Below are 22,486 nucleotides of genomic sequence, written 5' to 3'. Positions count from 1 at the left end.
GGCCCGATGGGCTACTTGCCCTTTTCGTCCCGCATCTCGTGCCACTTCGCGTACATGTCGTTGAGCTCCTTGATCATGAAGCTCAGGAAGTCGCGCATCTCGGCGACGCGTTCGCCCGCCGGGGTGTCCGGCCCCAGCGCCGAAACGCCCTCGTCGGCCGCGTCGCGCCACATGGTGATCATGCGGTCGCGTTTCATGAAGGTGGCGTACCAGAGGTCGTCGAAGAGCCGGTAGTGGTCGCGGCGTGAGCCGGGCTCGCGTTCCTTGGCGACCAGTCCGATCTGTTCCAGGTACCGCACGGCCCCCGAGATCGCGGCGGGGCTCACCGAGAGCTGGTCGGCCAGCTCGGCCGCGGTGAGACGGCCGGCGTCGGTGGTCATCAACGCGGCGAACACCCTGGCGGGCATCCGCTGCATCCCGATCTGGGAAAGCGTGAGGCCCAGGTGCTCCACGTAACGGCGGACGGCGTCCTCGTCTCTCTGGGTGCTCGAAGCACTCTCAGGCGTCGTCGTCATGAGCACATCCTCTCTTACCTCCCCCAGAGTGATCACACCATCCATACGTTTTCTTAACTTCACAACTTCGTGAAATCACTGTACCTTCAGCTTCATGGAAAACGCCATCTCCATCTCCGGTCTCCACAAATCCTTCGGCCGGACCAAGGCTTTGGACGGCCTTGACCTGCGGGTACCCGTTGGGGAGGTGCACGGCTTCCTCGGCCCGAACGGCGCGGGGAAGTCGACCACCGTCCGGGTCCTGCTCGGTCTGCTCCACGCGGACTCGGGCGACGTCCGCCTGCTCGGCGGCGACCCCTGGAAGGACGCGGCGAGCCTGCACCGGCGCCTCGCCTACGTCCCCGGCGACGTGAACCTCTGGCCCAACCTCTCCGGCGGCGAGGTGATCGATCTGCTGGGGCGGCTGCGGGGCGGGCTCGACCAGCGCCGCCGCAAGGACCTCGTCGAACGGTTCGACCTCGACCCCAAGAAGAAGGGGCGCACCTACTCCAAGGGCAACCGGCAGAAGGTCGCGATCGTGGCCGCGCTGGCCTCGCGCGTGGACCTGCTGATCCTCGACGAGCCGACCTCCGGCCTCGACCCGCTGATGGAGGCCACCTTCCAGTACGCGATCCAGGAGGAGCGCGAGCAGGGCCGCACGGTGCTGCTGTCGAGCCACATCCTGGCCGAGGTCGAGGCGCTCTGCGACAAGGTCAGCATCATCCGCAACGGGCACACCGTCGAGACCGGCACGCTCGCCGAGCTCCGGCACCTCACCAGGACGTCGATCTCGGCCGAGCTCGCCGGCCCGCCGAACGGGCTGACGAAGCTGGAGAACATCCACGACCTCAAGGTCGAGGGCAACCGGGTCCGCTTCGACGTCGAAACCCGCTCCCTCGACGACGCCCTGCGTCAGCTCACCCAGGTCGGCGTCCGCAGCCTGACCAGCCAGCCGCCGACGCTGGAGGAGCTGTTCCTCCGTCACTACACCACCGAAGCGAGCGCGAAATGACCGCGACGCTCGACCGTCCCCTCGTCGCCGGACCGGCGCACGGGCTGGTCGGCACCTGGCACCTGACCAGGCTGGCGCTGCGGCGGGACCGGATCGTCCTGCCGATCTGGATCGTCCTGCTCGGGATCATGCCCTCGACGTCGTCGGGCACGTTCGAAACGTTGTACCCGACGGCCGCCGAACGGGCCGGGCTCACCGCGGGCATGGGCGCGAACCCGTCGCTTTCGCTGATCTACGGCCCGGCCTTCGACCTCTCGACCGCGGGCGGGTTCACCGCGTGGCGGCTCGGCGGTTTCCTCGCACTGGTCATCGCGCTGATGGCGGTCTTCACCGTCACCCGGCACACCAGGGCCGAGGAGGACTCCGGCCGCGCGGAGCTGCTGGCCTCCGCGGTGGTCGGCCGGTACGCCCTGCTGACCTCGGGTGTGCTGGTGTCCGCCGGGGCGAGTGTCCTCATCGGAGGAGTCGAGACCGGGCTGATGATCGGCGCGAAGCTGCCCGCCGCGGGCTCGCTCGCGTTCGGCGCCGCCACCGCGGTGACCGGGCTGGTCTTCACGGCGGTCGCGGCGGTCGCCGTCCAGGTGGCCGAGTATTCGAGGACGGCCAACGGGATCGGCGCCACCGCCGTCGGGGTCGCGTTCCTGTTGCGCGCGGTCGGCGACTCGACCTCGGACGCGACCTGGGTCTCGTGGCTGTCTCCGCTCGGTTGGGCGCAGCAGGTGCGGCCGTTCGCCGACGAGCGGTGGCGGGTCTTCCTGCTGCCGCTGGCCGCGACGGTGGCCGTCGGCGCGATCGGCTACGCCCTCCTTCCGCGCCGCGACGTCGGCACCGGCATCGTCCCGCCGCGTCCCGGGCCCGCCGAAGCGGCGGCGTCCCTGCGCAGCCCGTTCGCGCTGGCGTGGCGGCTGCACCGGGGGCCGTTGATCGGCTGGCTGATCGGCACGGCGGTCTGTGCCGCGGTGTTCGGCTCGGTGGCGAGCGGGATCGGCGACGTCGTGGGGGAAAGCCGGCAGGCGAAGGAGATCTTCACCCGGCTGGGTGGCACGGACGCGCTGATCGACGCCTTCATGGCGGCGATGGCCGGCTTGTTCGCCATGATCATCGCGCTCTACGGGGTGCAGGCCGCGCTGCGGCTGCGCGCCGAGGAGACGGCGGTGCGGGTCGAGCCGCTGCTCGCGACGAGTGTGGGCAGGCTGCGGCTGCTGGGGAGCCATCTGGTGTTCGCGTTCGGCGGCACGGCGCTGATGATGGTCGTCAGCGGTGTCCTTTTGGGACTGTCGAACGGGATGCGCGCCGGCGGTGTCGGCGACGCGATCGGGGACATGGTGCTCGCTTCGCTGGCACAGCTTCCGGCGGTATGGGTGATCACCGGTCTCGCCGTGACACTTTTCGGCCTGGCGCCGAAGTTCACGACTGCGGCGTGGGCGATCGCGGGGCTGGCGTTGCTGCTCAGCCTGTTCGGCCCGGTGCTGAACCTGCCGCAGGTGATCGTGGACGCCTCACCGTTCTCGCACGTTCCGAAACTGCCCGCCGCGGAGTTCACCGCGACACCGCTGGTCTGGCTGACCGGGGTCGCCGTGGTCGCGCTCGTGGCCGGGCTCATGGGCTGGCGGCGTCGCGACGTCGGCTAGCCACAGGGGAAAACCGTGAAGGCCGCCCGACGGGGAGGGCGGCCTTCACGGTACTTGCCGTACTTCGCCGCCGGACGTCACGACCAGTTTCGCGACCGGCACGCCGCCTCCGCACGCCTCGCCCGCCGGATAGGCGATCACCGGGGTCACGTCGAGGACGTGGGGTTTTCCGTCGTCGAGGGTCACCGTGGTCCGGACCGGCGTGGTCGGGAGGCCCCGGGTCGGGACGAAGACGTGCTCGCCGCCGGGCGCGGATTCGGTCACGCAGGCACCGGCCCAGCACAACTCCAGCGACACACGGGTGACTTCGGGCGGGACGTCGAGGGAGATCCCCTCCGACAGGGCGATGGCGGGGCAGGCCTTCTCACCGGGACCGCACGCGGCCAAAGCGGTGAGCAGGAGCAGGAAAACGGGTAGTCGCCGCATACCGGGCAGACGAGGCGTAGGCCGCCCTGGTTGCATCAGTCGCTTCGGAATCCCGTGGTCGTCGACGGCGGCAGCACCGTCGACGTGGGTGAAGGCGTCACGGTCCTGGTCACCGTGCGCGGCGCCGGCGTGCGGGTGCGCGTGACGACGAGCGGCTCCGGGGCGCTCCCCGGCACGGTCACCGTGACCGGCCCGACCGAACGGGAGGTCGAGGCCGGGGACGGGGTCGTGCCGACTTCGTAGACGCGATGCTGCGGCTCGCGGCTTGCCACCAAGAGGGCGGCGACGAGCAACCCGGTCGCGAGGCCCGCGATGGCCGCGACCGCGACGGAACCCTGGCTCGACATCCGGCACCCCCTCGCCATGCGAAGCGCAGGTACGGGGACTACTCGCGTTGATCTTACGTTTTGTTACGCAACGTGCGCAAACCGTCGACAATGATCCGCACGAGATGCCGTTCTTCGAGTGAATACCGTTCGGCGGCGAGACAACCGGCGATCAGGGCGCGCAGGTCGTCGCCGTCGATGTCCTCGCGAACGGCGCCCGCGGTCTGCGCCCGCGTCAGCAGCGCCTGCGTCGCCGAGCGGAACTCGTCGCCCGCGCTCGCCTTGAAACCCAGTCCGGTCGTTTCGGCGAGCGCGTCGCAGAGGGCCCGGTTGCGGGAAGCCTGCTGGACGACGCGTTTGAAGAAGTCGAAGAACGCTTCACCGGGGTCTTCGGCGGTCAGGAGCTCGCGGGCTTCGCGCGCGAACTGTTCGAGACGTTCCACGACGACGGCCTGGAACAGCGCTTCCTTGCTGGGGAAATGCCGGTAGACGGTGCCCGCGCCGACCCCGGCGATACGGGCGATCTCGTCGAGGGGGACGGCGAGGCCGTCGACGGCGAAGGCCTCCTCGGCGGCCGCGAGCACCTTCGCGCGGTTGCGGCGCGCGTCGGCGCGCAGCACGGGCTTGTCCACTGTTCCCCCTCCTCAACCGGGTCCGGCGTTCCGATTCAACGCCGACGGCGACGAGGGCATTCCTCAGTGCACCGCGGTCTGCGTCCCGTCCGGCGTGAGCAGCCCCTGGACCGTGGTGAACAGGTACTCCCAGACACCCGGGATCAGCACCACCGCGGCGATCGCGAACACCGGGAAGATCAGCCGGTTCTCCACCTTCTTGCCGGTGCGGAACCGCAGCGGTTTCGGCGGCCGGATCTCGTACCAGGTCTCGCCCGCGATCGGGATCGGGAACAGGAACGGGCAGCCGGATTCGGTCAGCGCGTCCCCGAGACAGTGCACGAAACACCCGGCCGCGACGGCGATGCCGAGCCAGCCGGAGATCTCCGCGAGCTGCGCCGCCTTGTCCGGCGGCGCGGTCCACACCCACCAGCCGACGGCGGCACCGCTGACCGGCAGGAGCCAGTCGCCGAGCGCGCCTTCCGCGAGCAGCAGGCCGAGGACGACCACGCCGAACACGGCCCAAGGCCCGCCCTCGGCGGTACCCCAGGAGGTCAGGAAACCGAGTCCGACGGCGAACAGGACGGTGTGCGAGAGATGGCGGTGCTTACCGGTGACCTTCTCGTCCCGGGGCCCCTTGGTCAGCGCGTAGAGAGCCGCCGAAACCCGGCGAAGCAGCCATGAGATCGCGCCGGTGAACCAGCCGAGCAACTTCGACGCGCGAGCGCCCGGATGGTCGAGGTCGGGAAGGAGGGCGAAACCCGCCGTGGTGGCGGCGAACACGACCGCTTGGTGCACCGTGCCCGCTCCGACGGCGGGCGCGAGCGCGAGGCCCGCGCACCACCCCGTCAGGGCATGCGTCCGCCCCATCATCTTGCTGCCCCCAGGTGTCGCGGATCACGAGCCCACGACCGTAGCGGGGGATCAGGCGGGGGGCTCCTCCGACACGCTGAGGTGCTCGGCGACGCCGGTGAGCTCGATCACGCGGCTCACCTGCGGGCTGGGCACCAGTTCGAGCTCGACCGCCTTCTCGGCGGCCTGGCGCTGCGCCTGGAGCACCACGTTCAGCGCCGAGGAGTCGAAGAAGGTCACGCCGGTCAGGTCGGCGACCACCCGGCCCGACGGTTTGTCCGTGATCAGGGCCCCGAGGGTCTCCTGAAGCTGCGGGCTCGTCAGCAGGTCTAGCTCACCGGTGACCACCACACGCGGTTCAGACGCGTCGGCGTCCAGCGTGATGCTGAAACCGGGCGGCGTGGTGTTCTGGTCCGCTGCGGGCATGCACATTCTCCTCATCAGGTGAGAACCGACGCTCAGCGCCGGAACGCGCCTGTGGTCTCAAGCGACGGCCGCGCCCAGTCCGGACACGGACGCACGCTCTTCTTCGGCGGGTAGGCGTGGCTGTCCCCGCAACGACAGTCCCAACCCTAACCCAGTACGGACGGGGCGCCACGATCGCCGTCGTGCGCGTCGCCGACCGGTGCCCGAGGCGCGCTCAATGCGCCGTCAGGGCCTTGCGCCCGGCGCGGCGTTCACGGAGGAACAGCTCGCGGCGCTCGATCTCGCCAAGACCACCCCAGATGCCGTACGGCTCCTGCACCGCGAGCGCGTGCTTACGGCACTGCGCCAGCACGGGGCAGGTGTGGCAGATCGCCTTGGCCCGCGATTCGCGCCGCTCACGGGCGGAACCGCGTTCGTTGTCCGTGTGGAAGAACAAGCTGCTGTCCGCGCCTCGGCACGACCCACGGAGCTGCCAGTCCCACTCTTCCGCCACCACGTTCGGCAGCCGGCTCACGTCAGCCATGTCGGTCCCCGCCTTCCAAGGAGATCGTTTGTCGCCGGTTACATGCCCGCCCCCTGCACGGCTCAAACGTGGGTTTGGTTTGCTCACACCCAGGGCATCTGACGGATCGGCAGCGCAGCTCGAGAGAGGAACACACGTGGTGGACAACACCCCGCCCGGCGGGGAGGGCGCTCAACTCATCGAGGTACGCACGGCCGCGGTACCGCACGTGGTACCGACCCTCCGGACGATCGTCGCGGATATCGCGATGCGCCAGGACTTCGATCTGGACGCCGTCGAAGATCTCCGGATGGCGGTCGACGAGGCCTGCTCGATGCTGCTCCCCTCGGCCGCCGACGGCCATCTGACCTGCGTTTTCTCGTGGAAGGACGGGCGGATCGAGGTGACCGTCTCGGTGCTTTCGGACTCCCCGGAACCCGACGACGAGACCGGTCTGTCCTGGCAGTTGCTCACCGCGCTCGCGACGTCCGCGCGGCGGAGTGTCACCCCGGCCGACGGCGGCTACCTGTCCAGGGTGGAACTCATCCGGGAGAGCGAGGCGGCCCGGCCGTGACCGAACCCGTCGAGCAAGACGGCGCGAACGTCCCGGTCCTGTTCGAGCGCATGTGCGCGCTGCCCCCGAACGCCCCCGAGCGCGAGGCGCTGCGGGACGAGCTGGTGCGCGCGCATCTCGAACTCGCGCGCAATCTGGCGCGCAAGTTCCGCAACCGGGACGAGTCGATGGAGGATCTGGTCCAGATCGCGACGATCGGGCTGATCCACGCCGTCGACCGATTCGACCCCGGCCAGGGCAGCGACTTCCTGGCCTTCGCGGTCCCCACCATCTCCGGCGAGCTGCGGCACCACTTCCGCGACAACAGCTGGTCGGTCCGGGTGCCGCGGCGGCTCAAGGAGCTGAACGCGAACATCTCGGCCGCGCGCGAGGAGCTGACCGTCCGGCTCTCCCGCGCGCCGAAGCCCAGTGAGATCGCCACGCATCTCGGCGTCCCGATCGACGAGGTCTACGAAGGCCTCCGTGCCGGCCAGGGCCGGTACGGGGCCTCGCTGGACAACCTGCTGGAGAACTCGGCGCACACCCGCTTCGGCGAGGCGGACGCCAATCTGAGCCAGGCGGAGCTGCGTGAGGCGCTGCGGCCGATGCTGGAACGGCTGCCCGATCGCGAGCGCAAGATCGTCGCGCTGCGGTTCGGGTCCGGGATGAGCCAGTCGGATATCGCGCGCCGTGTCGGCGTTTCCCAGATGCAGGTGTCAAGACTGCTGGCCGCCACGCTCAAGAAACTGCGTGAAGGATTGACCGAGACGGAACTCACGGACGGAGCCTGATTCGACCTCGGCCCTTGTGGGTATCAGGGAGTCGAACAGCGGATCTGGGAGTCTCTCGTGAGGGGAGGTGCGGAACCATGACGATGTCCAAGACGCGATCGGAGGGCTCGTTGCCGGTGGTCTCCCTGCCCCTGCCGGTCGATGTGACGGCCCCGGCCGTCGCGCGACAGGCCGTGCGGGCGACTCTCGGGAGCCTCGGCCTCGACGGACCGGCGGTCGACGACGTCCTCCTGGCCACCTCCGAGCTGGTCACGAACGCCTTCGAGCACGGCGAGAGGCCCGACAGGCTCGAGGTCGAGTACTCCGGCGGAAGGCTCACCCTGCGGGTCTTCGACTCCGGGACGAACCGGCCGAAGCTGAAGGAGCCGTCGCCGATGGCGGCGCGCAGCCGCGGTCTTCAGCTGGTGCACGCGTTGTCCGACGACTGGGGACACGAGCTCTGCTCGGGCGGGAAGTACGTCTGGGCCGTGTTCAGTCTTGCCCGAGCCGACGCTTCAGCTTGACCGCGGCGTCCGTTTCGGCGATGCGCTCCCGGAGCGGTTTCCGCTCCAAGGCTTCGACCGCGGCGACGAGCACCTCCCTGAGCGGGTACGGCAGTTCGGCTTCCAGCTGCGCGGCCGCGGCGCTGGTCGCCGCCCATTCCGCTTCGAGCGTCGGCATCAGGCGGAGCGTCTTCTCGGTCAGCGAGACGATCCTCTGCCGGGCGTCGGTCCCCGGCCGGAGCGAGACGAGGTCCTGACGCGCCATCTGCGCGATGGTCTGGCTGGCCGCGGAATGGGTGACGCCGACCTCGGCGGCGAGGTCGCGGATGGGCAGCGGCCCGTGCTCGACGATCGCGCGGACGAACGGCGTGAACCGCGGGCGGTAGTCCCCCAGCCCGATGTCCTCGAAGAACGCGGACACGTCCGCCTCGGTCACGTCGAGGACGTGCCTGAGCAATGTGCCCATTCCTCGTTCGCGCGGCGGCCTCCCCACCAGCGGATCATAACGACATAATCCTCGGATGACGCCCGAAGAGCTGCTGACGACCACCCGGACCGTCCGCAAACGACTGGACCTGACCCGGCCGGTGCCTCTCGAACTGGTCAAACACGCCCTGCAGGTCGCGCTGCAGGCGCCGAGCGGGTCGAACACACAGCGCTGGCACTGGCTCGTGATCACCGATCCCGGGCAGCGGGCCGAGCTCGGGAAGCTCTACCAGCGGGCGTGCCGCGAATACCTGGATTCCCCTCGGGCGGCGGGGAAGCTGTTCGCGGACGACCCGGAGCGGTCGAAGGTGCAGAAGCGCGTCGGCTCCAGCGTCGAGTACCTTGCCGACAAGATGGGCGAAGTGCCCGTGCACGTCATCCCGTGCCTGGAGACGAACAGCGCGGAACTGCCGGCCGGGAACCAGGCCGGACTGTGGGGGAACCTGCTGCCGGCGGTGTGGAGCTACATGCTCGCGGCGCGGGCGGTCACGCTCGGCACGGCGTGGACGACGCTGCACCTCGCGTACGAGAAGGAGGCCGCGGAGATCCTCGGCCTGCCGGAGAACGTGCACCAGGCGGCGCTCATCCCGACGGCGTTCTACACCGGTGACACCTTCAAGCCCGCCGCGCGTCAGCCGCTCGAAGAGGTCATGCGGCTGGATCGCTGGTGAGATAGGACTCCAGCCGGTCCGCCAGTTCCTTGGGGTGGCTCAAGGGCACTGAGTGGGAGCCGTCGATCTCGTCGGGCGCGAAACCGAGCCTGTCCTGGACGACCCGGCGTTGGAACTCAGGCGTGAAGAAGCGGTCTTCGCGCGCGATGAGCACCTTCGTCGGGACGTCCGGCCACTTGTCCAGCGGCCAAGGCTGCCCCCATTCGGCGCTGACCTGGTTCCGGGCGTGCGAACCCGCCTCCGCGACGATGTCCGCGGGGACGCCGTTGTAGAACTGCTCCTCCTCGCTGAGGCTTTCGTCGGACTTGAAACCCGTGTTGCCCCACCAATCCCCCGGCGACTCGCCCGGCTTCGGGATCATCGGCGTCAGCATCACGAGCAGCCGCGGCGAAAGCTTCTCGGCCACCAGCGGCGCGGTGAAGCCGCCGTAGGAATGGCCGAGCACGACCAGGTCCCCGCGGTCGCCGATCGCGTTCACGACGGCGTCGACGTGCTCGCCGAAGCCCGCCTTCTCGTCGTCGATCGGCAGGTTCACCGCGACGACGTCGTGCCCGCGGCCGGCCAGCTCCGCCTCGAGGAGGTGGAAGTCCCAGGCGCTGCCGCCACCGCCGTGGATCAATACGAAGGTCGCCATGGCCCCAGCCAACCCGAAGCCGGGGAGATCAGCAACGACCGAGCATGTCGCTGAGCGCGCTCTTCTCCGCGGTGGTGATCGTGAGACCGTAGTAATGCTTCACGGTGATCCAGTCGGTGGCGTAGGTGCACCAGAACGAGACGAGCGGCGGCTTCCACTGGTCCGGCGCCTTGTCGCTCTTCTCCTGGTTGACGTTGTCGGTGACGGCGAACAGCTGCGGCCGGGTCAGGTCGTTCGCGAACTGGCGCCGCTTCTCGTCCGTCCACGACTTCGCGCCGCTGACCCAGCTTTGGGCGAGCGGCACCATGTGGTCGATGTCGACGTCGGTCGGCTTCGTCCAGGTCTCGCCGTCGTAGATACTCGTCCAGCTGCCGGAGGTCGGGGCGCAGTCGGAACCGGTCTTGACGTCCTTGCCGTCGCGTTTGAGCACGAACTCGCGGGTGTTGCAGTTGTTCCCCTGGTTGTCCCAGTGCGGGTACTTCTTGCGGTCGTAGCCGTCCATCGAACCGCGCGGTGCGACGGTGAGCTCGTCCAGCTGCTTGCGCGCGTCGGCCGCGCTCGCGGGGTTCGCGGGCTTCGGCTGCAGCGCGTCGCCCTTGCCGCTCACGAACCAGAACACCGCGAGCACGACGGCGGCGAGGGTGATCAGCAGGAGCAACCGCTGAGCCGTGGTCATCTGGCTGGTACGCGTGGCCACCGCGCGGTTTCCTCTCGACGGGGGATGGGGAGCGCCAAGTATCGCCGCGCGACGCGGGGAAACCGGGCGCGACACGACGATGACACCCGGTAGTTGTTGTCACATCGGGGCCCTGAGCAGCGACTACCCCAGGGACGCTGCCGGAAGGAGCGGGCTCGTGGGCGCCGAAAAACGTAAGTGGAACACCCGGATCGACGACTATCTGAATCGGAAGGCCGCGGAACGCGGACACGTGATCGCCATGGCACGTATGGGATCCACCGCGTTGGAGCGCGGTGATCTCGACGAGGCCGAGACGTGGTTCCGCAAGGCCGCCGAGGGCGGGGACAGGGTCGCGATGGGCAACCTGGCGCATCTCCTGAACGAGCGCGGCGTACCGGAACAGGCCGAACGCTGGTATCGCGAAGCCGCGACCGCCGGTGATTCGCATGCCATGTCCCATCTGGGAAATCTCTGTGCGCGCCGAGGGGATTCCAGCGCCGCGGAGGACTGGTGGCGCCGGGCCGCCGCGGAGGGCCGCGTCGAAGCGATGGCGGAACTCGCGCGGTCGAGGCACCGCGGCGGCGATCTCGAAGAGGCCGAGTACTGGGCGGCCGAGGCCGCCGAAGCGGGCAACGTCGAAGGCATGATCACGCTCGGCGCCGTGCTGTGCGACACCGGCCGGACGTCCGAAGCGGATCCCTGGTGGCGCAAGGCGAGCGAAGAGGCCGACGCGGCGTCGCTGATCAAACTCGGCCACCAGGCCCAGCAACGAGGCGACCTCGCGCGCGCCGAAAGCTGCTTTCACGCGGCCGCGGCCGCCGGTGCCCCCGACGCCGCCGTCCGGCTGGGACTGGTGCTGCACCGCCGCGGCGAACTCGACGCCGCCGAACGCTGGTATCTCAAGGCCGCCAAACGGGGCGACGCCGCCGCGATGACGAATCTGGGCGTGCTGGCCAACGACCGGAACGATCCCGGCGAGGCCACCGCCTGGTACCGGAAGGCCGCGGAGCTCGGCAGTGTTCCCGCGTACACCAACCTCGGCAGGCTGGCCGCCGACCACGGCAACTTCCAGGAGGCCGAACACTGGTTCCGCGCGGCCGCCGACACCGGCGACCAGGCGGGGCTGAAGGATCTGGAGGAGCTGTACCGCAACCGCCAGCGGTATTAGGCCGTGTCCTGCAAGGCTTGTTCGCGGTCTTCGCGCCCAGGTGCTCCCTGACGGCACGGGCGGGCTCGGCCGAGTACGACCCGGTACGAGGCCGACCCGCCCGCACCGCAAGGAACCACCTGGATCACGAAGCCCGTCGAACAGCCTTACAGGACACGGCCTAGGCCTTCCAGTTCCGCATCGCCGCGAACCCCTCGCGCAGCCGCTGGAGCTTGCGGCTGCGGTACGGGTCCTCGCCGTCGTCGAGCCGCCACCTCTCCTCGACGCCGGCGCGGAACACCGCGAGCCCCTCGAAACCGAGGCCCGCGGTGAAGTCCGCGATGTTCACGTCGACCCGGCCGGAACCGTCGAGATCCAGCCGTAGCAACCACTCCGCGAGCTCCTTGGGCTCCGGTGGCGAGTCCGCGCAGGCCTCCGCGTACAACGCGAGCGCGCCCTGCACCTCGGAGCCGAGCGCGCCGAAGGAGTCCTCGACGAAGTCCAGCGCCTCGACCACCAGCTCGATGACACGGCACAGCAGCGGCCCGTCCATCAGTTCCCTGGCGGTGGTGAGCACCTCGCGCACCTTCTCGGTGTACGCGACCGTGCCCTGGAAACCGACGAAACCGCGCAACCGCAACGTTCCCTCGACGTGCCGGCGCAACGCGTCGAGGTCGCCGCGGCCGGCCCTGAGCGAGAGTTTGCGGAACAGGACCGGGTCCTCGTTCGCGTGCCCGACGAGCAGCTCGATCAGCTCGTCGCGGTCCAGCGTCTCGACGTAGCCGCGGATGTCGGCCGCGCCGCCGTCCGCCACCCCTTCGAGCACCAGCAGCCCGACGGCCACGCAATGCTTGCAGAAGAAGCCGTCCGCCGCGTGCGGGCAGGAGCACTCGCCGACCAGCTCGCCGTCGACGTTGCGCAACCGGACCGTGTACCGGTCGGTGCCGCTGACCACCGCCGTCACGCCGCCCGCGACGTCGTCCAGCGTCTCGACCGACTCCAGGTACTTGGCGCCGCGCGCGAACGAGACGTCACCGGCCTGCCTGCGGAGTTCGTCCTCGCTGAACCACGTCACCGGCCTATTCTGCGCCTCGCGCCGGAGGACCGAGGAACAACCCACCGCTCGCGTCGAGGACCTGCCCCGTCACCCACCGGGCGTCGTCGGAGACGAGGAACGCGACGACGTCCGCGATGTCCTCCGCCGTACCGAGCCTCCGGTGCGCGGTGAGGGTTTTAACGGCTGCCTCCAGCTCCGGAGTGAAGATCCGGCCGTTGTCCGCGGTCCTGGTGGCGCCCGGCGCGACGACGTTGACCGTGATGCCGCGCGGTCCGAGCTGGTGGGCGAGGGTGCGGCTCATCGTCTCGAGCGCGCCCTTGGTCATCGCGAAGGACGTTTGTGCCGGGTTGGCCATCCTGGTGGCGACCGACGAGATGTTGACGATGCGGCCGCCGTCGTTCAGCGGTGCCCGCTGGATGAGGAAGTACGGCGCCTTGACGTTCACCGCCATCAGGTGGTCGAAGCCTTCGGGCGTGTCGGTCTCGATCGGCCCTCCCGGTGCGGCTGCCGCGTTGTTGATCAGGATGTCCAGGCTGTCGATGCCCTCCAGGGCTTTGTCGACTCCCTCCATCGTCGACAAGTCGGCCTGTCCGCTTGAGCGCTCGATCGTTCGTATGCCGTCGGTTTGGAGCCTGCGCGCGATCGCTGCCCCGATCCCCCGCGACGCCCCGGTCACCAATGCCGTCTTCATGCTCACCCCAGATGTGAGTCACTAACACTTTGATAGTGTCTACCACGTGAGCCTCCGAGACCGCCAGCGCGCCGAAACCCGCCTCCAGGTGCAGACGCACGCCATCCGCCTCTTCACCGACGTCGGCTACGACGCGACCACCGTCGCCGACGTCGCTGCGGCCGCCGGCGTCTCGGCGATGACCGTCTACCGGCACTTCCCGACGAAGGAGGACCTGGTCCTCTACGACGAATACGACCCCGTGACCGCTTCGGCCGTCGCTGCCGCGCCTCCCGGCCCTTTGCCTGCGCGGATCGGGCACGCGCTCTCGGAGACGGCCGCTCACGGGTCTTCGTCGGAGAAGGCGTTCCTGCTGGCGCGGCTGCGGCTGATGATCTCGGTGCCGGCGCTGCGGGCGCGGCATCTGGACAGCCAGTACGCGACGGCCGATGCGATCGTGGGCGCTCTCGACTGTTCACCCGAGGAGGAGTTTCGGGTGCGAGCTACGGCTATGGCGTGTCTTGGAGCGGCGCATGTGGCGCTGATCCGGTGGGCGGAGACGGACGGGGAGGCGGATCTGGCGGGGTTGATCCGGGAGGCGCTGACCAGCGTCTTCGGGGACAGCGACTAATCCCCGAACACGTCGCGGGGACGCCTTCCATCCGCGCTGAATGGCCCTTACATGAGAACTCTGTTTGGTAACGTACTGTAACGCGCGGCTCGCTCCGGTATATCCAATAGCGTGGCCTGCTCACCGACGGCCATGCGCGGCGATGCCTCAGTTCGGGTCGCCGAAACGATCGGGGTGGGGAGCGGACTATGGTCGAGTGGAGCCAAGACGTACCGACCGACGGGAGTATCGAACTCCCGCCGGATCCGAGCACGTTGGACGCCATCGGGCGAAACCATTCGATGGAGACGGCCCTGGCGGACCTGGTCGATAACTCTATCGACGCCGGCGCGACTCATGTGCTCATCCAAATCGTCAAAACAGGTGGACGACCGCGTTCCCTCTACATCGTCGACAATGGCCGCGGTATGACGCCGACGATGATCGACACCGCGATGACTGTCGGCCGTCGGCGCGAGTACCAGGGGAGCGATCTCGGCCACTTCGGACTCGGTTTGAAAGCCGCGTCGTTCAGTCAGGCCAGGAGCCTCACTGTGATGTCGAAGTCGACCGGCCATGACGCTGTCGGACGCCGCTGGCGTCTGGACGACGGTCCACAGCGCGGCTTCGCCTGCGACGTCGTCCCGGGACCGTTCGCCGAGGCGGAGTTCAGCAGGAACTGGCGGATCCCCCTCGACGGAGCCGGCACCGTGATCCGATGGGACGACGTCGCGTCGTTCGGCGCCACGCGTGATCCCAAGAACGTCGAGAAGATCCTCAACCACATGATCACCGCCGCCTGCCAACACCTGGGCATGGTGTTCCATAGGTTCTTGGAAAGCAACAAGATCAGCGTCGACTTCGAGGTCCGCGACATCGACGGCGGGTTCGTAGGACCACCAATCCCGGTCACGCCACTCGACCCTTTCGGGTATTCGAGGTCCGCACGCCCAGACTTCCCCAAGACGCTGATCGCCGAGGCGGATGGCCTACGTCTGAAGTTCCGCTGCCACCTCTGGCCGGGGCGGTCGAGTAGTGCGCAGTTCATGCTCACCGGCAACCCGACCGATCACCAGGGGTTGTATTTCTATCGGCGGGAGCGACTCCTGCAGGCGGGAGGCTGGGTCGGCGTACATGTCCCACACAAAAGACTCTCGTTCGCCCGGGTCGAGGTCGAGATCGACGACGAGGCGATCAGCCTATTCCAGTTCAACCCAGAAAAGTCACGGGTCCTGGTCGGTGCCGAGTTCGCCCGATTGGCATCGATGGCACAGTCGGCCGACGGGACGACCCTCAGCCAATACTTCGAGATCGCCGAAGACACCTTCAAGACAGCGAATAAACGGAACCCCAAGCGAACCTCCATGATCCACCCCGGCTCCGGCCTACCGCCGCGGGTCCGTGCCACCATCGAAAAAGAAATACCCCAGGTGACTGGCGAGAAGCCGATCGATATCAGGTGGGATGTCTTCCCCGACGACTCGTTTTTCCGTGTCGATCGGGACGAGCACACCTTGTGGCTCAACAAGCGCTATCGGAAGATGCTGCTCGGTGACAAGCACGGTGGACTCAACGATTTGCCGTTGGTGAAGTCACTCCTCTATCTACTCATTGGCAACGTTTTCGAAGGCGACTACCTCGGCCCGAGGGATAAGGACAATCTTGACCTTTGGCAGACCATCCTGACCACCGCCGTCCAGGCGGAGCGTCAATGACGACGAGTGGGGCCGCGGACAAGCGGCACGCGTCGGCGGAAACGTTCGACCGCTATCTCGCCAGCCGAGCGCCATACGACCTACCGGTCAAAGGCTCACCGGATGCCTTCATCTTCATCGTCCCGTCGAAGCCCGAGATCGGCCTACGGGTGAAGGTCGACCTTGACATGGAAGCTCCCGACACAGGGCTCCACAACATCGTCGCCCGGATAGCGGTCCACGACCGTACTCCGTTCTTCGAGGTGGCGATCACCAGCTCGGCCCTGTTCCGTGACGCCTACCCCGTCTTGTGCTCCATGGCTGACCGTATCCAGATCAACGGGCTTTCACCGAGTGAGGCGTTGTGGGCCACGCTCGACAAGATGTCCACCCTGCTGTTGGCCCCGGACTCGTTGTCACGCGAACGCGAAGTGGGGCTGTTCGGGGAGTTACTCGTCCTAGGAGGCGTCATAGGCTCCCTTGGCACCGCGAAGGCGGTCGAAGCCTGGCGAGGAGGTACCGAGGAACACGACTTCGGACTCCCCGCGCAAGACGTCGAGGTCAAGACGACCACAGGCGAGCGACGACGGCATTGGATCGAGTCGTTGACCCAGCTGGAGCGGACGGGAGAGCGCCCGTTATGGCTGGTCTCGCACCAGCTGACCACCGCAGGCGCCGGTAATGGCCGGACTTTGTCGGACCTCGTCGATACGATCCGATCCGAGATCGGATCAGGGCTTGCCCGGAACGACTTCGAGCGAACACTGACGGACGCTGGCTGGCATGACGATCACCGGGAACGGCTCGAAACCCGGTGGACCAGACGTTCGGCGAGTCAGGCTTACCCGGTGATCGAGGGTTTCCCCCGACTCACCGAAAGCGGCCTACGGAACAGTGGGATCCAGCTCACGGCGATCCCCGAGGTCCGCTACCGGGTGGATCTGACCGGTCTCGCGCCTGAAACCGACATCCCAGACATCATCAAAACGGCCATCGGGTTCGAAGGATGAACATGACCAATCCACTTGTCGAGGCCTACGCGAACGCACTGAGGGCCATGGAGGGCAGCGCACCCAAAGGCCTACTCCGTCGCGCCCAGGTCGAGGCCGAAGACATCGTTCCCGAACCCGACGTCTCCGAAGCGCGACTCCGCGAGCATCTCGACACCTCGGATCAGGATGACCGGCTCCGAGTCTCACTGACCCTCAACATGGGCAGGTGGGGGAACGCTCCGATCGAGGGCAACCCGTGGACCGTCGGGACCCGCCCCAATTCAGCGGAACGCCGAAAGCTCGTGATCGAGTTGTTGAAGCTCGAACCGGGGACAGCCGACGCTTTCGCGACCCACTTCCCACTTGTCAAGGGCGACGGGACCACCGTCATCGCCGGCCCCTGGGAACCCTGGTACAGCATGGAAGTCCAGCGCGACAGGGACTTCTACTGGGGCCACTACGTCGAGTACCTACGCACAAGGCGCAACTGGGGCGCCCAGGCGATCACCACCCTGGACACGGCGACCACACACATCGTCGAACGGCTGATCAATCCATCTCGGGCGACGGCCGGTCAGACGAAGGGATTGGTCGTCGGGTACGTGCAGAGTGGGAAGACCGCCAACTTCACCGGAGTGATCGCGAAGGCCATCGACGCGGGCTATCGACTGATCATCGTGATGACCGGCACGACCAACCTGCTACGCGAGCAGACCCAGCGACGCCTTGACATGGAGCTGGTCGGTCGCGAAAACATCCTTCGGGGTGTTGACGAATCCGACCCCAGCGCCGCACAGACCATCGACTATCTCGATGATGACGACGACTGGAACAACGACAGGTTCGTCCGTCACGGCGTGCGACCGTCAGAGGTCGGCAAACCCGACATCCACCGCATGACCACCCAGCGCCGCGACTACCGCCGTCTTCAGCAAGGCCTGCCCGCGCTGGAATTCGAGCGCCGGGACCGGACGAAGCAGCTCTGGCACCCCGAGAACTTGTTCACCAGTGATGCCAGGCTGATCATCGTCAAAAAGAACACATCAGTACTGAACAACCTCGTCAAGGACCTCAAGAATAACGCGGACAAGCTCGACGATATCCCTACATTGATCATCGATGATGAATCAGATCAGGCGTCGGTTAACACCACAGATCCACGAAAGTGGAAGGAGGAACAAAAGGAGCGCACCGCGATCAATCGGCACCTGTCGAACCTGCTGCGGATCCTACCGCGGGCCCAGTATGTCGGGTATACGGCAACACCGTTCGCGAACGTCTTCGTCGACCCTTCAGACGACGAAGACATCTTCCCCAAAGACTATCTAATCTCCTTGGAACGCCCCGAGGGATACATGGGGGCCGATGATTTCCACGATCTCGATCTCGCGATTCCCGACTCCGAGAAGACTTTCGCCAACTCCAAGGAGAAGGCCCATGTCAGACTCGTCGGCAAGCAGGTGGACGAGGACGACGAAGCGGAGGAGAACGACCTCCAGATCGCATTGGACTCGTTCGTACTGGCCGGTGCCATCAAGTTATACCGCGAAGCGCACGGCGCCAAGCCGTTCAAACACCACACGATGCTCGTACACGAGGCGATGCGCAAAGCCGCACACAAGTCCAGGTCGGAGTCCATCCAGGACCTGTGGCACGTCAGTGGCTACCTGAGTGGCACCGCCTCAGACAGGCTTCGACAGCTCTTCCTCGACAACTTCGCTCCAGTCACCGCCGCGCTCGATCTCGGCTACGCGATGCCATCCTCGTTCGACGATCTCCTCCCACACCTGGGCGTGGCCGCACGTCGGATCGCACCGAACGGCAACCCGGTCCTGGTCATCAACAGCGACACGGACATCGTGCAGGAGAATCTCGACTTCGACAAACGCCCGGTGTGGCGGATTCTCGTGGGCGGGAACTCCCTGGCGCGGGGATTCACGGTCGAAGGACTGACAGTGACCTATTACTCCCGCAACGTGGGGCACTCCGAAGCCCTGATGCAGATGGGTCGATGGTTCGGCTTCCGCCCGGGATACCGCGACCTGGTCCGACTCTTCGTAACCCGCGAAGTCCGCGACGCGTTCGAGGCGGCTTGCAGGGACGAGGAAGAGTTCCGTCGCGAACTCCGACAGTACGCGACCATGGTTGACGGTCGCCCGCTTATCACGCCGAAGGACATCCAGCCGCAGGTGATGAGGCACGGCGGACTACGGCCGACCGCGCCCAACAAGATGTATAACGCGAGGTTGGTCGAGCGGAGGACCCGCACGAAGGAGCCCAGCTCCGGCTATCCCAACCTCGACGACCAGCTCGCCCTAAGCCACAACATCGATGCCTGCCGTCCGCTACTCGAAGCGGCCGACCGCCGAACCTCGTTGAAAGCCGGCCGCGCCTTCGAAGCCTTGGTTGGCACCGTGACGCACAAGGAAATGGTCAACGTCCTTAGAGAACTGAAGTGGGCGAAAGAAGACACTTTCACCGCCGACCTCGCGTGGATCGCGAGTCTGCCGGAGGACGTCGTAGACCAGTGGTGCGTCGTTTTGCCACAACAAAAAGCGGGCAAGCGGATCAATATCGGCGGTATCGGCGAGTTCACTGTCCACGGTCGTAAAGTCGAGAAGGAGAACCGTATCCGAGGAAACTCCGAAAGCGCACACCGCGGGGCCCTCGAAGGGCTTGAGGACAAGACACCGACGTCGGGCTGCGCCATCCTGTATCCGGTGATGGACAAGGATCAAGCAGACGTCAAGATCAACGAGGACGGGTATCCGGTGGGAGTCGTGATGGCACTCATGCTCCAACTCCCAGACGCCGCCGTGCCCGGTGATCGCAAACCGCTCGTCTACAAGGTCCAAGTCCCCGGGAAGCCTTACTATGCGATCGTCGACGAGCCGAAGAAACGCTGATCCACCAGGCGAGAACGTGCCGCGTGCCTGCGCGAGCGACCCAGGTGGACACGGTAGGATCTCCCGCCATGGCCGATGACCAAGAACCGACAGGGCGTACGTCTGTCGAGCTGTTCGCAGGCGGCGGAGGTCTGGCCATGGCCGTCCACCGCGCGGGGTTCCGGCCGCTTTTGCTGAACGAGTCCGTCAAGCACGCGTGCGACACGCTCGAAGCCAACGGGGCCGTCCCAAGAGGAGAAGACGAGAGGGTCCCAGAGCCGGGTGAACCCTGGCCATTGGTCCGCGGCGATGTCCGTGACCTCAAGATGGGGTACCTACAGGGCGAAGTCGATCTCCTCGCGGGTGGCCCGCCTTGCCAGCCGTTCAGCCTCGGCGGTGTCGCCAAAGGTGACGAAGACAAGCGGAACATGTTCCCAGAAATGTTTCGCGCTATTCGCGAAATTCAGCCAAAAGCCGTCATTTGCGAAAATGTGCGCGGACTACTGAGACCCTCGTTCAAGCCATATTTTGATTACATCCTGCGCGAGTTGGAGTTCCCCTTCGAAGAGCGGGACCCTGCAGCCAATTGGCTGCAGCACGATGCTATCCTCCGCGCGAAGGCGCAACAAACTTCGACAGGTTCCCTTGAGCGATACCGCGTCTTCAAGTTCGAAGTGAACGCCGCCGACTACGGCGTCCCTCAGATCCGAAACCGCGTCATAATCCTCGCCTTCCGGGGCGATCTCGACATCGACGAATCGGTACTGCGAGATGCCGTTAAGAAGACGCATTCCGAAGAAGCCCTCCTCTACTCCCTGAGCACCGGGGCGTATTGGGAACGTCATGCGAAAGTTCCCAAACATGTGCGCGACAACGTCACGAAGGGCATTCAGGGCGCGCTCTCGTTCAAGGACGACACACTCAAGCCGTGGCGTACCCTACGCGACGCGATCGCGGGTTTCGATGGTGAACGCGAACCCCTGCCTCAGATCAAGTGGGACAAGCTCGATCGAGTCCAATACGACGGCATGCCCATGGACCACATCGGTTGGCCAGACGCACGAATCTATCCGGGCCATACTCCCAATGTCCTCGACCGACCCGCGAAGACCGTCAAGGCGGGCGTGCACGGAGTCCCCGGCGGCGAGTCGGTCATGCTGACCGACTCGCGCATCAGTGGACCCAAGTCACCTTCCGGACAACGCTACCGACACAGGTATATGACCGTGCGGGAAACAGCCAGGGTTATGACTTTTCCTGACGAGTGGAAGCTGAGCGGACCTCGGGGTGAGCAGATGCGACAACTAGGCAACGCGGTTCCCGTGTTACTCGGCGAGGTTTTCGCCAAGGCGGTCGCGAAGGTCTTGGACGAGGTCGAGAATCGGACGTGAACACCGCACCCGCGCGGGCATGGAAGCCAAAGCCAGGACGACCGAAGGCGCTTGTCGAGGCCGAACAGGACAAGGCGGCCGGGGGTTCCCACCGACGAGCGGTGTTCGTGACCGCCACTCACTCCGTCCGCGGGTCCGTGGTGTTGAAGTGTGGGCAGAAGACCATCCGCGCCTACCTGCGATGGCGATCCGGAGGTCGTTCCACGACCAGGTCCCTCGGACCGGTCAGCCGCACGACCAGGCTGGAGAATCTCACGCAAGGCTGGGAACTCGCGAGATCCCAGGGCTTGACGCATGACGAGGAGGCGCCTCCCGGGTCATGGGCTTCGTCTCCGGCGGTTCGGGCTTCCATGCGGGGCAATCGCGGACGTGACACCCGCCCGGAGCGTCAGCTGCGCACACAGCTCCACGCACGTGGTCTGCGCTATCGCGTGTCCATTCGTCCACTACCTGATCTGCGACGTACGGCCGACATAGTTTTCCCTAAAGCGAAAATCGCGATCTTCGTAGATGGATGTTATTGGCATGGATGCCCCCAGCACCATCGTCAGGCCAAGACCAACTCTCAATTCTGGAAGACGAAAATCGCCGACAACAAGCGGCGAGATGCCGAAACAAACCACATACTCGAAAATAACGGATGGACCGCACTCCGCTTCTGGGAACACGAGGATCCGACGCAAGTGACAGATCAGATTTTCATGGCGTTAAATGAACACAAGAACCAACGCTAGCCGGAGGTCGTCTTGCCTAGGCCCGAGATACCCGTACCCAAGGACATCCGCGACTCCGTTGTTCGGGAGATCTACCATCAAGTAGAGCAAGTGGACTGGGAGGACCTCTCAGACCGGGATAAATCGGCACACTACGCACGATGGGTGGCCGACGCGAAGATCGGCGATGTACTGGCGGACTACTACACCGCTGACGGCATGCGGGTGTGGCTCAAGGATACGCCACTCAAGGAGTATGCGCGAGCTATCGAAGATTTCGGCCCATTCGCGAAGTACACGCAGAAGCGACTCACTCCCCCCTCCGAATTCGTCCCATCGATACTCGGGAATAAATGGGAGGTAGTTCCCGGGAGTCTACATGAGAAGCCTATGCATTGCACGTTCACCGACGGCTCCCAGGAGCGATATGTTTGCTGGGGGAAGCCTCGCAGCTTCAGCATTCTTCTCTGGGCAGCCGTCAACAATGCGGTAAACGCGCAGACCCGCCCTCTGATAGTCGTATTCCTAAGGGACGGGAAAGCCGTTGACGAAGATCAGAAGAGCCTGCACGAGAAGATCGCCGCGCATTGCTCGATCGATCTGGCATACGTACACCGCCACCTCGAAGAGAAGCAGTAGGCGGCCTGGAGCTGGGACGACATCGGATCGTCTACTTCATCCGCATGTGCGGATCAGATGCTTGCGATCGGACGAGAGGTCAGCCAACGCCCGGCCAAACATGGCATTGCCC

General features: G+C 66.3%; 26 protein-coding genes. 14 read left to right on the top strand and 12 right to left on the bottom strand.

The genetic code is table 11. The features are described from left to right. Positions 1-11: 11 nt before the first annotated feature. The gene (locus ACFWIW_RS03305) at positions 12-515 is read right to left on the bottom strand and encodes a GbsR/MarR family transcriptional regulator (RefSeq protein ID WP_378366868.1); all 504 of its coding nucleotides are present in this window, start codon (positions 513-515) and stop codon (positions 12-14) included. A 94-nt stretch (positions 516-609) separates the two neighbouring features. Here ACFWIW_RS03305 and ACFWIW_RS03300 point away from each other — a divergent pair, with 94 nt between their 5' ends. Beyond that, positions 610-1,506 carry an ATP-binding cassette domain-containing protein gene (locus ACFWIW_RS03300; RefSeq protein WP_378366867.1) on the top strand — a complete coding sequence of 299 codons (897 nt, stop codon included), beginning with the start codon at positions 610-612 and terminating at the stop codon, positions 1,504-1,506. After that, positions 1,503-3,137: an ABC transporter permease gene (locus ACFWIW_RS03295; protein ID WP_378366866.1), complete on the top strand. Its 1,635-nt coding sequence runs from the start codon at positions 1,503-1,505 to the stop codon at positions 3,135-3,137. The genes ACFWIW_RS03300 and ACFWIW_RS03295 overlap by 4 nt, the downstream gene beginning before the upstream one ends. A gap of 45 nt (positions 3,138-3,182) precedes the next feature. On the opposite strand, the gene ACFWIW_RS03290 is transcribed toward ACFWIW_RS03295, so the two are convergent. The 6 genes from ACFWIW_RS03290 to ACFWIW_RS03265 form a co-directional block, all read right to left on the bottom strand. Next, positions 3,183-3,563: a hypothetical protein gene (locus ACFWIW_RS03290; protein WP_378366865.1), complete on the bottom strand. Its 381-nt coding sequence runs from the start codon at positions 3,561-3,563 to the stop codon at positions 3,183-3,185. Between the two features lie 35 nt (positions 3,564-3,598). Beyond that, positions 3,599-3,910, bottom strand: coding sequence for a hypothetical protein (locus ACFWIW_RS03285; protein ID WP_378366864.1), 312 nt, complete (start codon positions 3,908-3,910; stop codon positions 3,599-3,601). 53 nt (positions 3,911-3,963) lie between these two features. Next, on the bottom strand, positions 3,964-4,521 hold the full coding sequence (locus ACFWIW_RS03280) for a TetR/AcrR family transcriptional regulator (RefSeq protein ID WP_378366863.1): 558 nt from the start codon (positions 4,519-4,521) through the stop codon (positions 3,964-3,966). A 63-nt stretch (positions 4,522-4,584) separates the two neighbouring features. Next, positions 4,585-5,370, bottom strand: coding sequence for a metal-dependent hydrolase (locus tag ACFWIW_RS03275; protein WP_240596117.1), 786 nt, complete (start codon positions 5,368-5,370; stop codon positions 4,585-4,587). 54 nt (positions 5,371-5,424) lie between these two features. After that, positions 5,425-5,778, bottom strand: coding sequence for an STAS domain-containing protein (locus tag ACFWIW_RS03270; RefSeq protein WP_016330770.1), 354 nt, complete (start codon positions 5,776-5,778; stop codon positions 5,425-5,427). A gap of 214 nt (positions 5,779-5,992) precedes the next feature. Continuing rightward, the gene (locus ACFWIW_RS03265; protein WP_016330769.1) at positions 5,993-6,301 is read right to left on the bottom strand and encodes a WhiB family transcriptional regulator; all 309 of its coding nucleotides are present in this window, start codon (positions 6,299-6,301) and stop codon (positions 5,993-5,995) included. 136 nt (positions 6,302-6,437) lie between these two features. On the opposite strand from ACFWIW_RS03265, the gene ACFWIW_RS03260 reads away from it, so the two are divergent. The 3 genes from ACFWIW_RS03260 (at position 6,438) to ACFWIW_RS03250 (ending at position 8,127) form a co-directional block, all read left to right on the top strand. Continuing rightward, positions 6,438-6,854 (top strand): anti-sigma factor, encoded by a 417-nt coding sequence (locus ACFWIW_RS03260; protein WP_016330768.1) that lies wholly within the window; start codon positions 6,438-6,440, stop codon positions 6,852-6,854. Positions 6,855-6,904: 50 nt separating this feature from the next. Beyond that, positions 6,905-7,624, top strand: a complete 720-nt coding sequence (locus tag ACFWIW_RS03255; RefSeq protein ID WP_240601542.1) for a SigB/SigF/SigG family RNA polymerase sigma factor — start codon at positions 6,905-6,907, stop codon at positions 7,622-7,624. A 77-nt stretch (positions 7,625-7,701) separates the two neighbouring features. Then, entirely contained in the window at positions 7,702-8,127 is a 426-nt protein-coding gene (locus ACFWIW_RS03250; protein WP_378366862.1) for an ATP-binding protein, read from the top strand. Here the strand turns inward: ACFWIW_RS03250 and ACFWIW_RS03245 are convergent. Further along, positions 8,096-8,572, bottom strand: coding sequence for a MarR family transcriptional regulator (locus ACFWIW_RS03245; protein ID WP_378366861.1), 477 nt, complete (start codon positions 8,570-8,572; stop codon positions 8,096-8,098). The two genes, ACFWIW_RS03250 and ACFWIW_RS03245, sit on opposite strands and share 32 nt — an antisense overlap. Positions 8,573-8,627: 55 nt before the next feature. On the opposite strand from ACFWIW_RS03245, the gene ACFWIW_RS03240 reads away from it, so the two are divergent. Further along, complete coding sequence (locus ACFWIW_RS03240) at positions 8,628-9,263, top strand: nitroreductase family protein (RefSeq protein ID WP_378366860.1); 636 nt, start codon at positions 8,628-8,630, stop codon at positions 9,261-9,263. Here ACFWIW_RS03240 and ACFWIW_RS03235 read toward each other — a convergent pair. Beyond that, entirely contained in the window at positions 9,241-9,897 is a 657-nt protein-coding gene (locus ACFWIW_RS03235; RefSeq protein WP_378366859.1) for an alpha/beta hydrolase, read from the bottom strand. The two genes, ACFWIW_RS03240 and ACFWIW_RS03235, sit on opposite strands and share 23 nt — an antisense overlap. 28 nt (positions 9,898-9,925) lie before the next feature. Further along, on the bottom strand, positions 9,926-10,573 hold the full coding sequence (locus tag ACFWIW_RS03230) for an HNH endonuclease family protein (protein WP_369797390.1): 648 nt from the start codon (positions 10,571-10,573) through the stop codon (positions 9,926-9,928). Between the two features lie 178 nt (positions 10,574-10,751). Here ACFWIW_RS03230 and ACFWIW_RS03225 point away from each other — a divergent pair, with 178 nt between their 5' ends. Further along, positions 10,752-11,744, top strand: coding sequence for a tetratricopeptide repeat protein (locus ACFWIW_RS03225; protein ID WP_378366858.1), 993 nt, complete (start codon positions 10,752-10,754; stop codon positions 11,742-11,744). A gap of 160 nt (positions 11,745-11,904) precedes the next feature. On the opposite strand, the gene ACFWIW_RS03220 is transcribed toward ACFWIW_RS03225, so the two are convergent. Both ACFWIW_RS03220 and ACFWIW_RS03215 read right to left on the bottom strand, forming a co-directional pair. Then, on the bottom strand, positions 11,905-12,798 hold the full coding sequence (locus ACFWIW_RS03220) for an SWIM zinc finger domain-containing protein (protein WP_378366857.1): 894 nt from the start codon (positions 12,796-12,798) through the stop codon (positions 11,905-11,907). A 4-nt stretch (positions 12,799-12,802) separates the two neighbouring features. After that, entirely contained in the window at positions 12,803-13,471 is a 669-nt protein-coding gene (locus tag ACFWIW_RS03215) for an SDR family oxidoreductase (protein WP_378366856.1), read from the bottom strand. A gap of 46 nt (positions 13,472-13,517) precedes the next feature. Between ACFWIW_RS03215 and ACFWIW_RS03210 the strand changes: the two genes are divergently transcribed. The 7 genes from ACFWIW_RS03210 (at position 13,518) to ACFWIW_RS03180 (ending at position 22,374) form a co-directional block, all read left to right on the top strand. Beyond that, positions 13,518-14,081, top strand: coding sequence for a TetR family transcriptional regulator (locus ACFWIW_RS03210; protein ID WP_378366855.1), 564 nt, complete (start codon positions 13,518-13,520; stop codon positions 14,079-14,081). Positions 14,082-14,269: 188 nt separating this feature from the next. Beyond that, a complete protein-coding gene (locus tag ACFWIW_RS03205; RefSeq protein ID WP_378366854.1) occupies positions 14,270-15,775 on the top strand; it encodes an ATP-binding protein in 1,506 nt (501 codons plus the stop codon). After that, a complete protein-coding gene (locus ACFWIW_RS03200; protein ID WP_378366853.1) occupies positions 15,772-16,764 on the top strand; it encodes a PD-(D/E)XK motif protein in 993 nt (330 codons plus the stop codon). The genes ACFWIW_RS03205 and ACFWIW_RS03200 overlap by 4 nt, the downstream gene beginning before the upstream one ends. Before the next feature lie 2 nt (positions 16,765-16,766). Then, positions 16,767-19,652: a Z1 domain-containing protein gene (locus tag ACFWIW_RS03195; protein ID WP_378366852.1), complete on the top strand. Its 2,886-nt coding sequence runs from the start codon at positions 16,767-16,769 to the stop codon at positions 19,650-19,652. 68 nt (positions 19,653-19,720) lie between these two features. Then, a complete protein-coding gene (locus tag ACFWIW_RS03190; RefSeq protein ID WP_378366851.1) occupies positions 19,721-21,022 on the top strand; it encodes a DNA cytosine methyltransferase in 1,302 nt (433 codons plus the stop codon). Then, on the top strand, positions 21,019-21,756 hold the full coding sequence (locus tag ACFWIW_RS03185) for a very short patch repair endonuclease (protein ID WP_378366850.1): 738 nt from the start codon (positions 21,019-21,021) through the stop codon (positions 21,754-21,756). The genes ACFWIW_RS03190 and ACFWIW_RS03185 overlap by 4 nt, the downstream gene beginning before the upstream one ends. 12 nt (positions 21,757-21,768) lie before the next feature. Further along, on the top strand, positions 21,769-22,374 hold the full coding sequence (locus ACFWIW_RS03180; RefSeq protein ID WP_378366849.1) for a hypothetical protein: 606 nt from the start codon (positions 21,769-21,771) through the stop codon (positions 22,372-22,374). Positions 22,375-22,486 lie beyond the last annotated feature (112 nt).

This window comes from Amycolatopsis sp. NPDC058340 (assembly GCF_042723975.1).
Taxonomy (GTDB): domain Bacteria; phylum Actinomycetota; class Actinomycetes; order Mycobacteriales; family Pseudonocardiaceae; genus Amycolatopsis.
The sequence above is the reverse complement of the archived record's forward strand: the minus strand, read 5'-3'. Positions and strand labels throughout refer to the sequence as shown.

Bases quoted from the DNA above. Each gene is read 5' to 3' on its own strand.
- ACFWIW_RS03305 (WP_378366868.1), bottom strand. From the start codon at position 515: ATGACGACGACGCCTGAGAGTGCTTCGAGCACCCAGAGAGACGAGGAC.
- ACFWIW_RS03300 (WP_378366867.1), top strand. From the start codon at position 610: ATGGAAAACGCCATCTCCATCTCCGGTCTCCACAAATCCTTCGGCCGG.
- ACFWIW_RS03295 (WP_378366866.1), top strand. From the start codon at position 1,503: ATGACCGCGACGCTCGACCGTCCCCTCGTCGCCGGACCGGCGCACGGG.
- ACFWIW_RS03290 (WP_378366865.1), bottom strand. From the start codon at position 3,563: ATGCGGCGACTACCCGTTTTCCTGCTCCTGCTCACCGCTTTGGCCGCG.
- ACFWIW_RS03285 (WP_378366864.1), bottom strand. From the start codon at position 3,910: ATGTCGAGCCAGGGTTCCGTCGCGGTCGCGGCCATCGCGGGCCTCGCG.
- ACFWIW_RS03275 (WP_240596117.1), bottom strand. From the start codon at position 5,370: ATGGGGCGGACGCATGCCCTGACGGGGTGGTGCGCGGGCCTCGCGCTC.
- ACFWIW_RS03270 (WP_016330770.1), bottom strand. From the start codon at position 5,778: ATGCCCGCAGCGGACCAGAACACCACGCCGCCCGGTTTCAGCATCACG.
- ACFWIW_RS03265 (WP_016330769.1), bottom strand. From the start codon at position 6,301: ATGGCTGACGTGAGCCGGCTGCCGAACGTGGTGGCGGAAGAGTGGGAC.
- ACFWIW_RS03255 (WP_240601542.1), top strand. From the start codon at position 6,905: ATGTGCGCGCTGCCCCCGAACGCCCCCGAGCGCGAGGCGCTGCGGGAC.
- ACFWIW_RS03250 (WP_378366862.1), top strand. From the start codon at position 7,702: ATGACGATGTCCAAGACGCGATCGGAGGGCTCGTTGCCGGTGGTCTCC.
- ACFWIW_RS03245 (WP_378366861.1), bottom strand. From the start codon at position 8,572: ATGGGCACATTGCTCAGGCACGTCCTCGACGTGACCGAGGCGGACGTG.
- ACFWIW_RS03240 (WP_378366860.1), top strand. From the start codon at position 8,628: ATGACGCCCGAAGAGCTGCTGACGACCACCCGGACCGTCCGCAAACGA.
- ACFWIW_RS03235 (WP_378366859.1), bottom strand. From the start codon at position 9,897: ATGGCGACCTTCGTATTGATCCACGGCGGTGGCGGCAGCGCCTGGGAC.
- ACFWIW_RS03230 (WP_369797390.1), bottom strand. From the start codon at position 10,573: ATGACCACGGCTCAGCGGTTGCTCCTGCTGATCACCCTCGCCGCCGTC.
- ACFWIW_RS03215 (WP_378366856.1), bottom strand. From the start codon at position 13,471: ATGAAGACGGCATTGGTGACCGGGGCGTCGCGGGGGATCGGGGCAGCG.
- ACFWIW_RS03205 (WP_378366854.1), top strand. From the start codon at position 14,270: ATGGTCGAGTGGAGCCAAGACGTACCGACCGACGGGAGTATCGAACTC.
- ACFWIW_RS03200 (WP_378366853.1), top strand. From the start codon at position 15,772: ATGACGACGAGTGGGGCCGCGGACAAGCGGCACGCGTCGGCGGAAACG.
- ACFWIW_RS03195 (WP_378366852.1), top strand. From the start codon at position 16,767: ATGACCAATCCACTTGTCGAGGCCTACGCGAACGCACTGAGGGCCATG.
- ACFWIW_RS03190 (WP_378366851.1), top strand. From the start codon at position 19,721: ATGGCCGATGACCAAGAACCGACAGGGCGTACGTCTGTCGAGCTGTTC.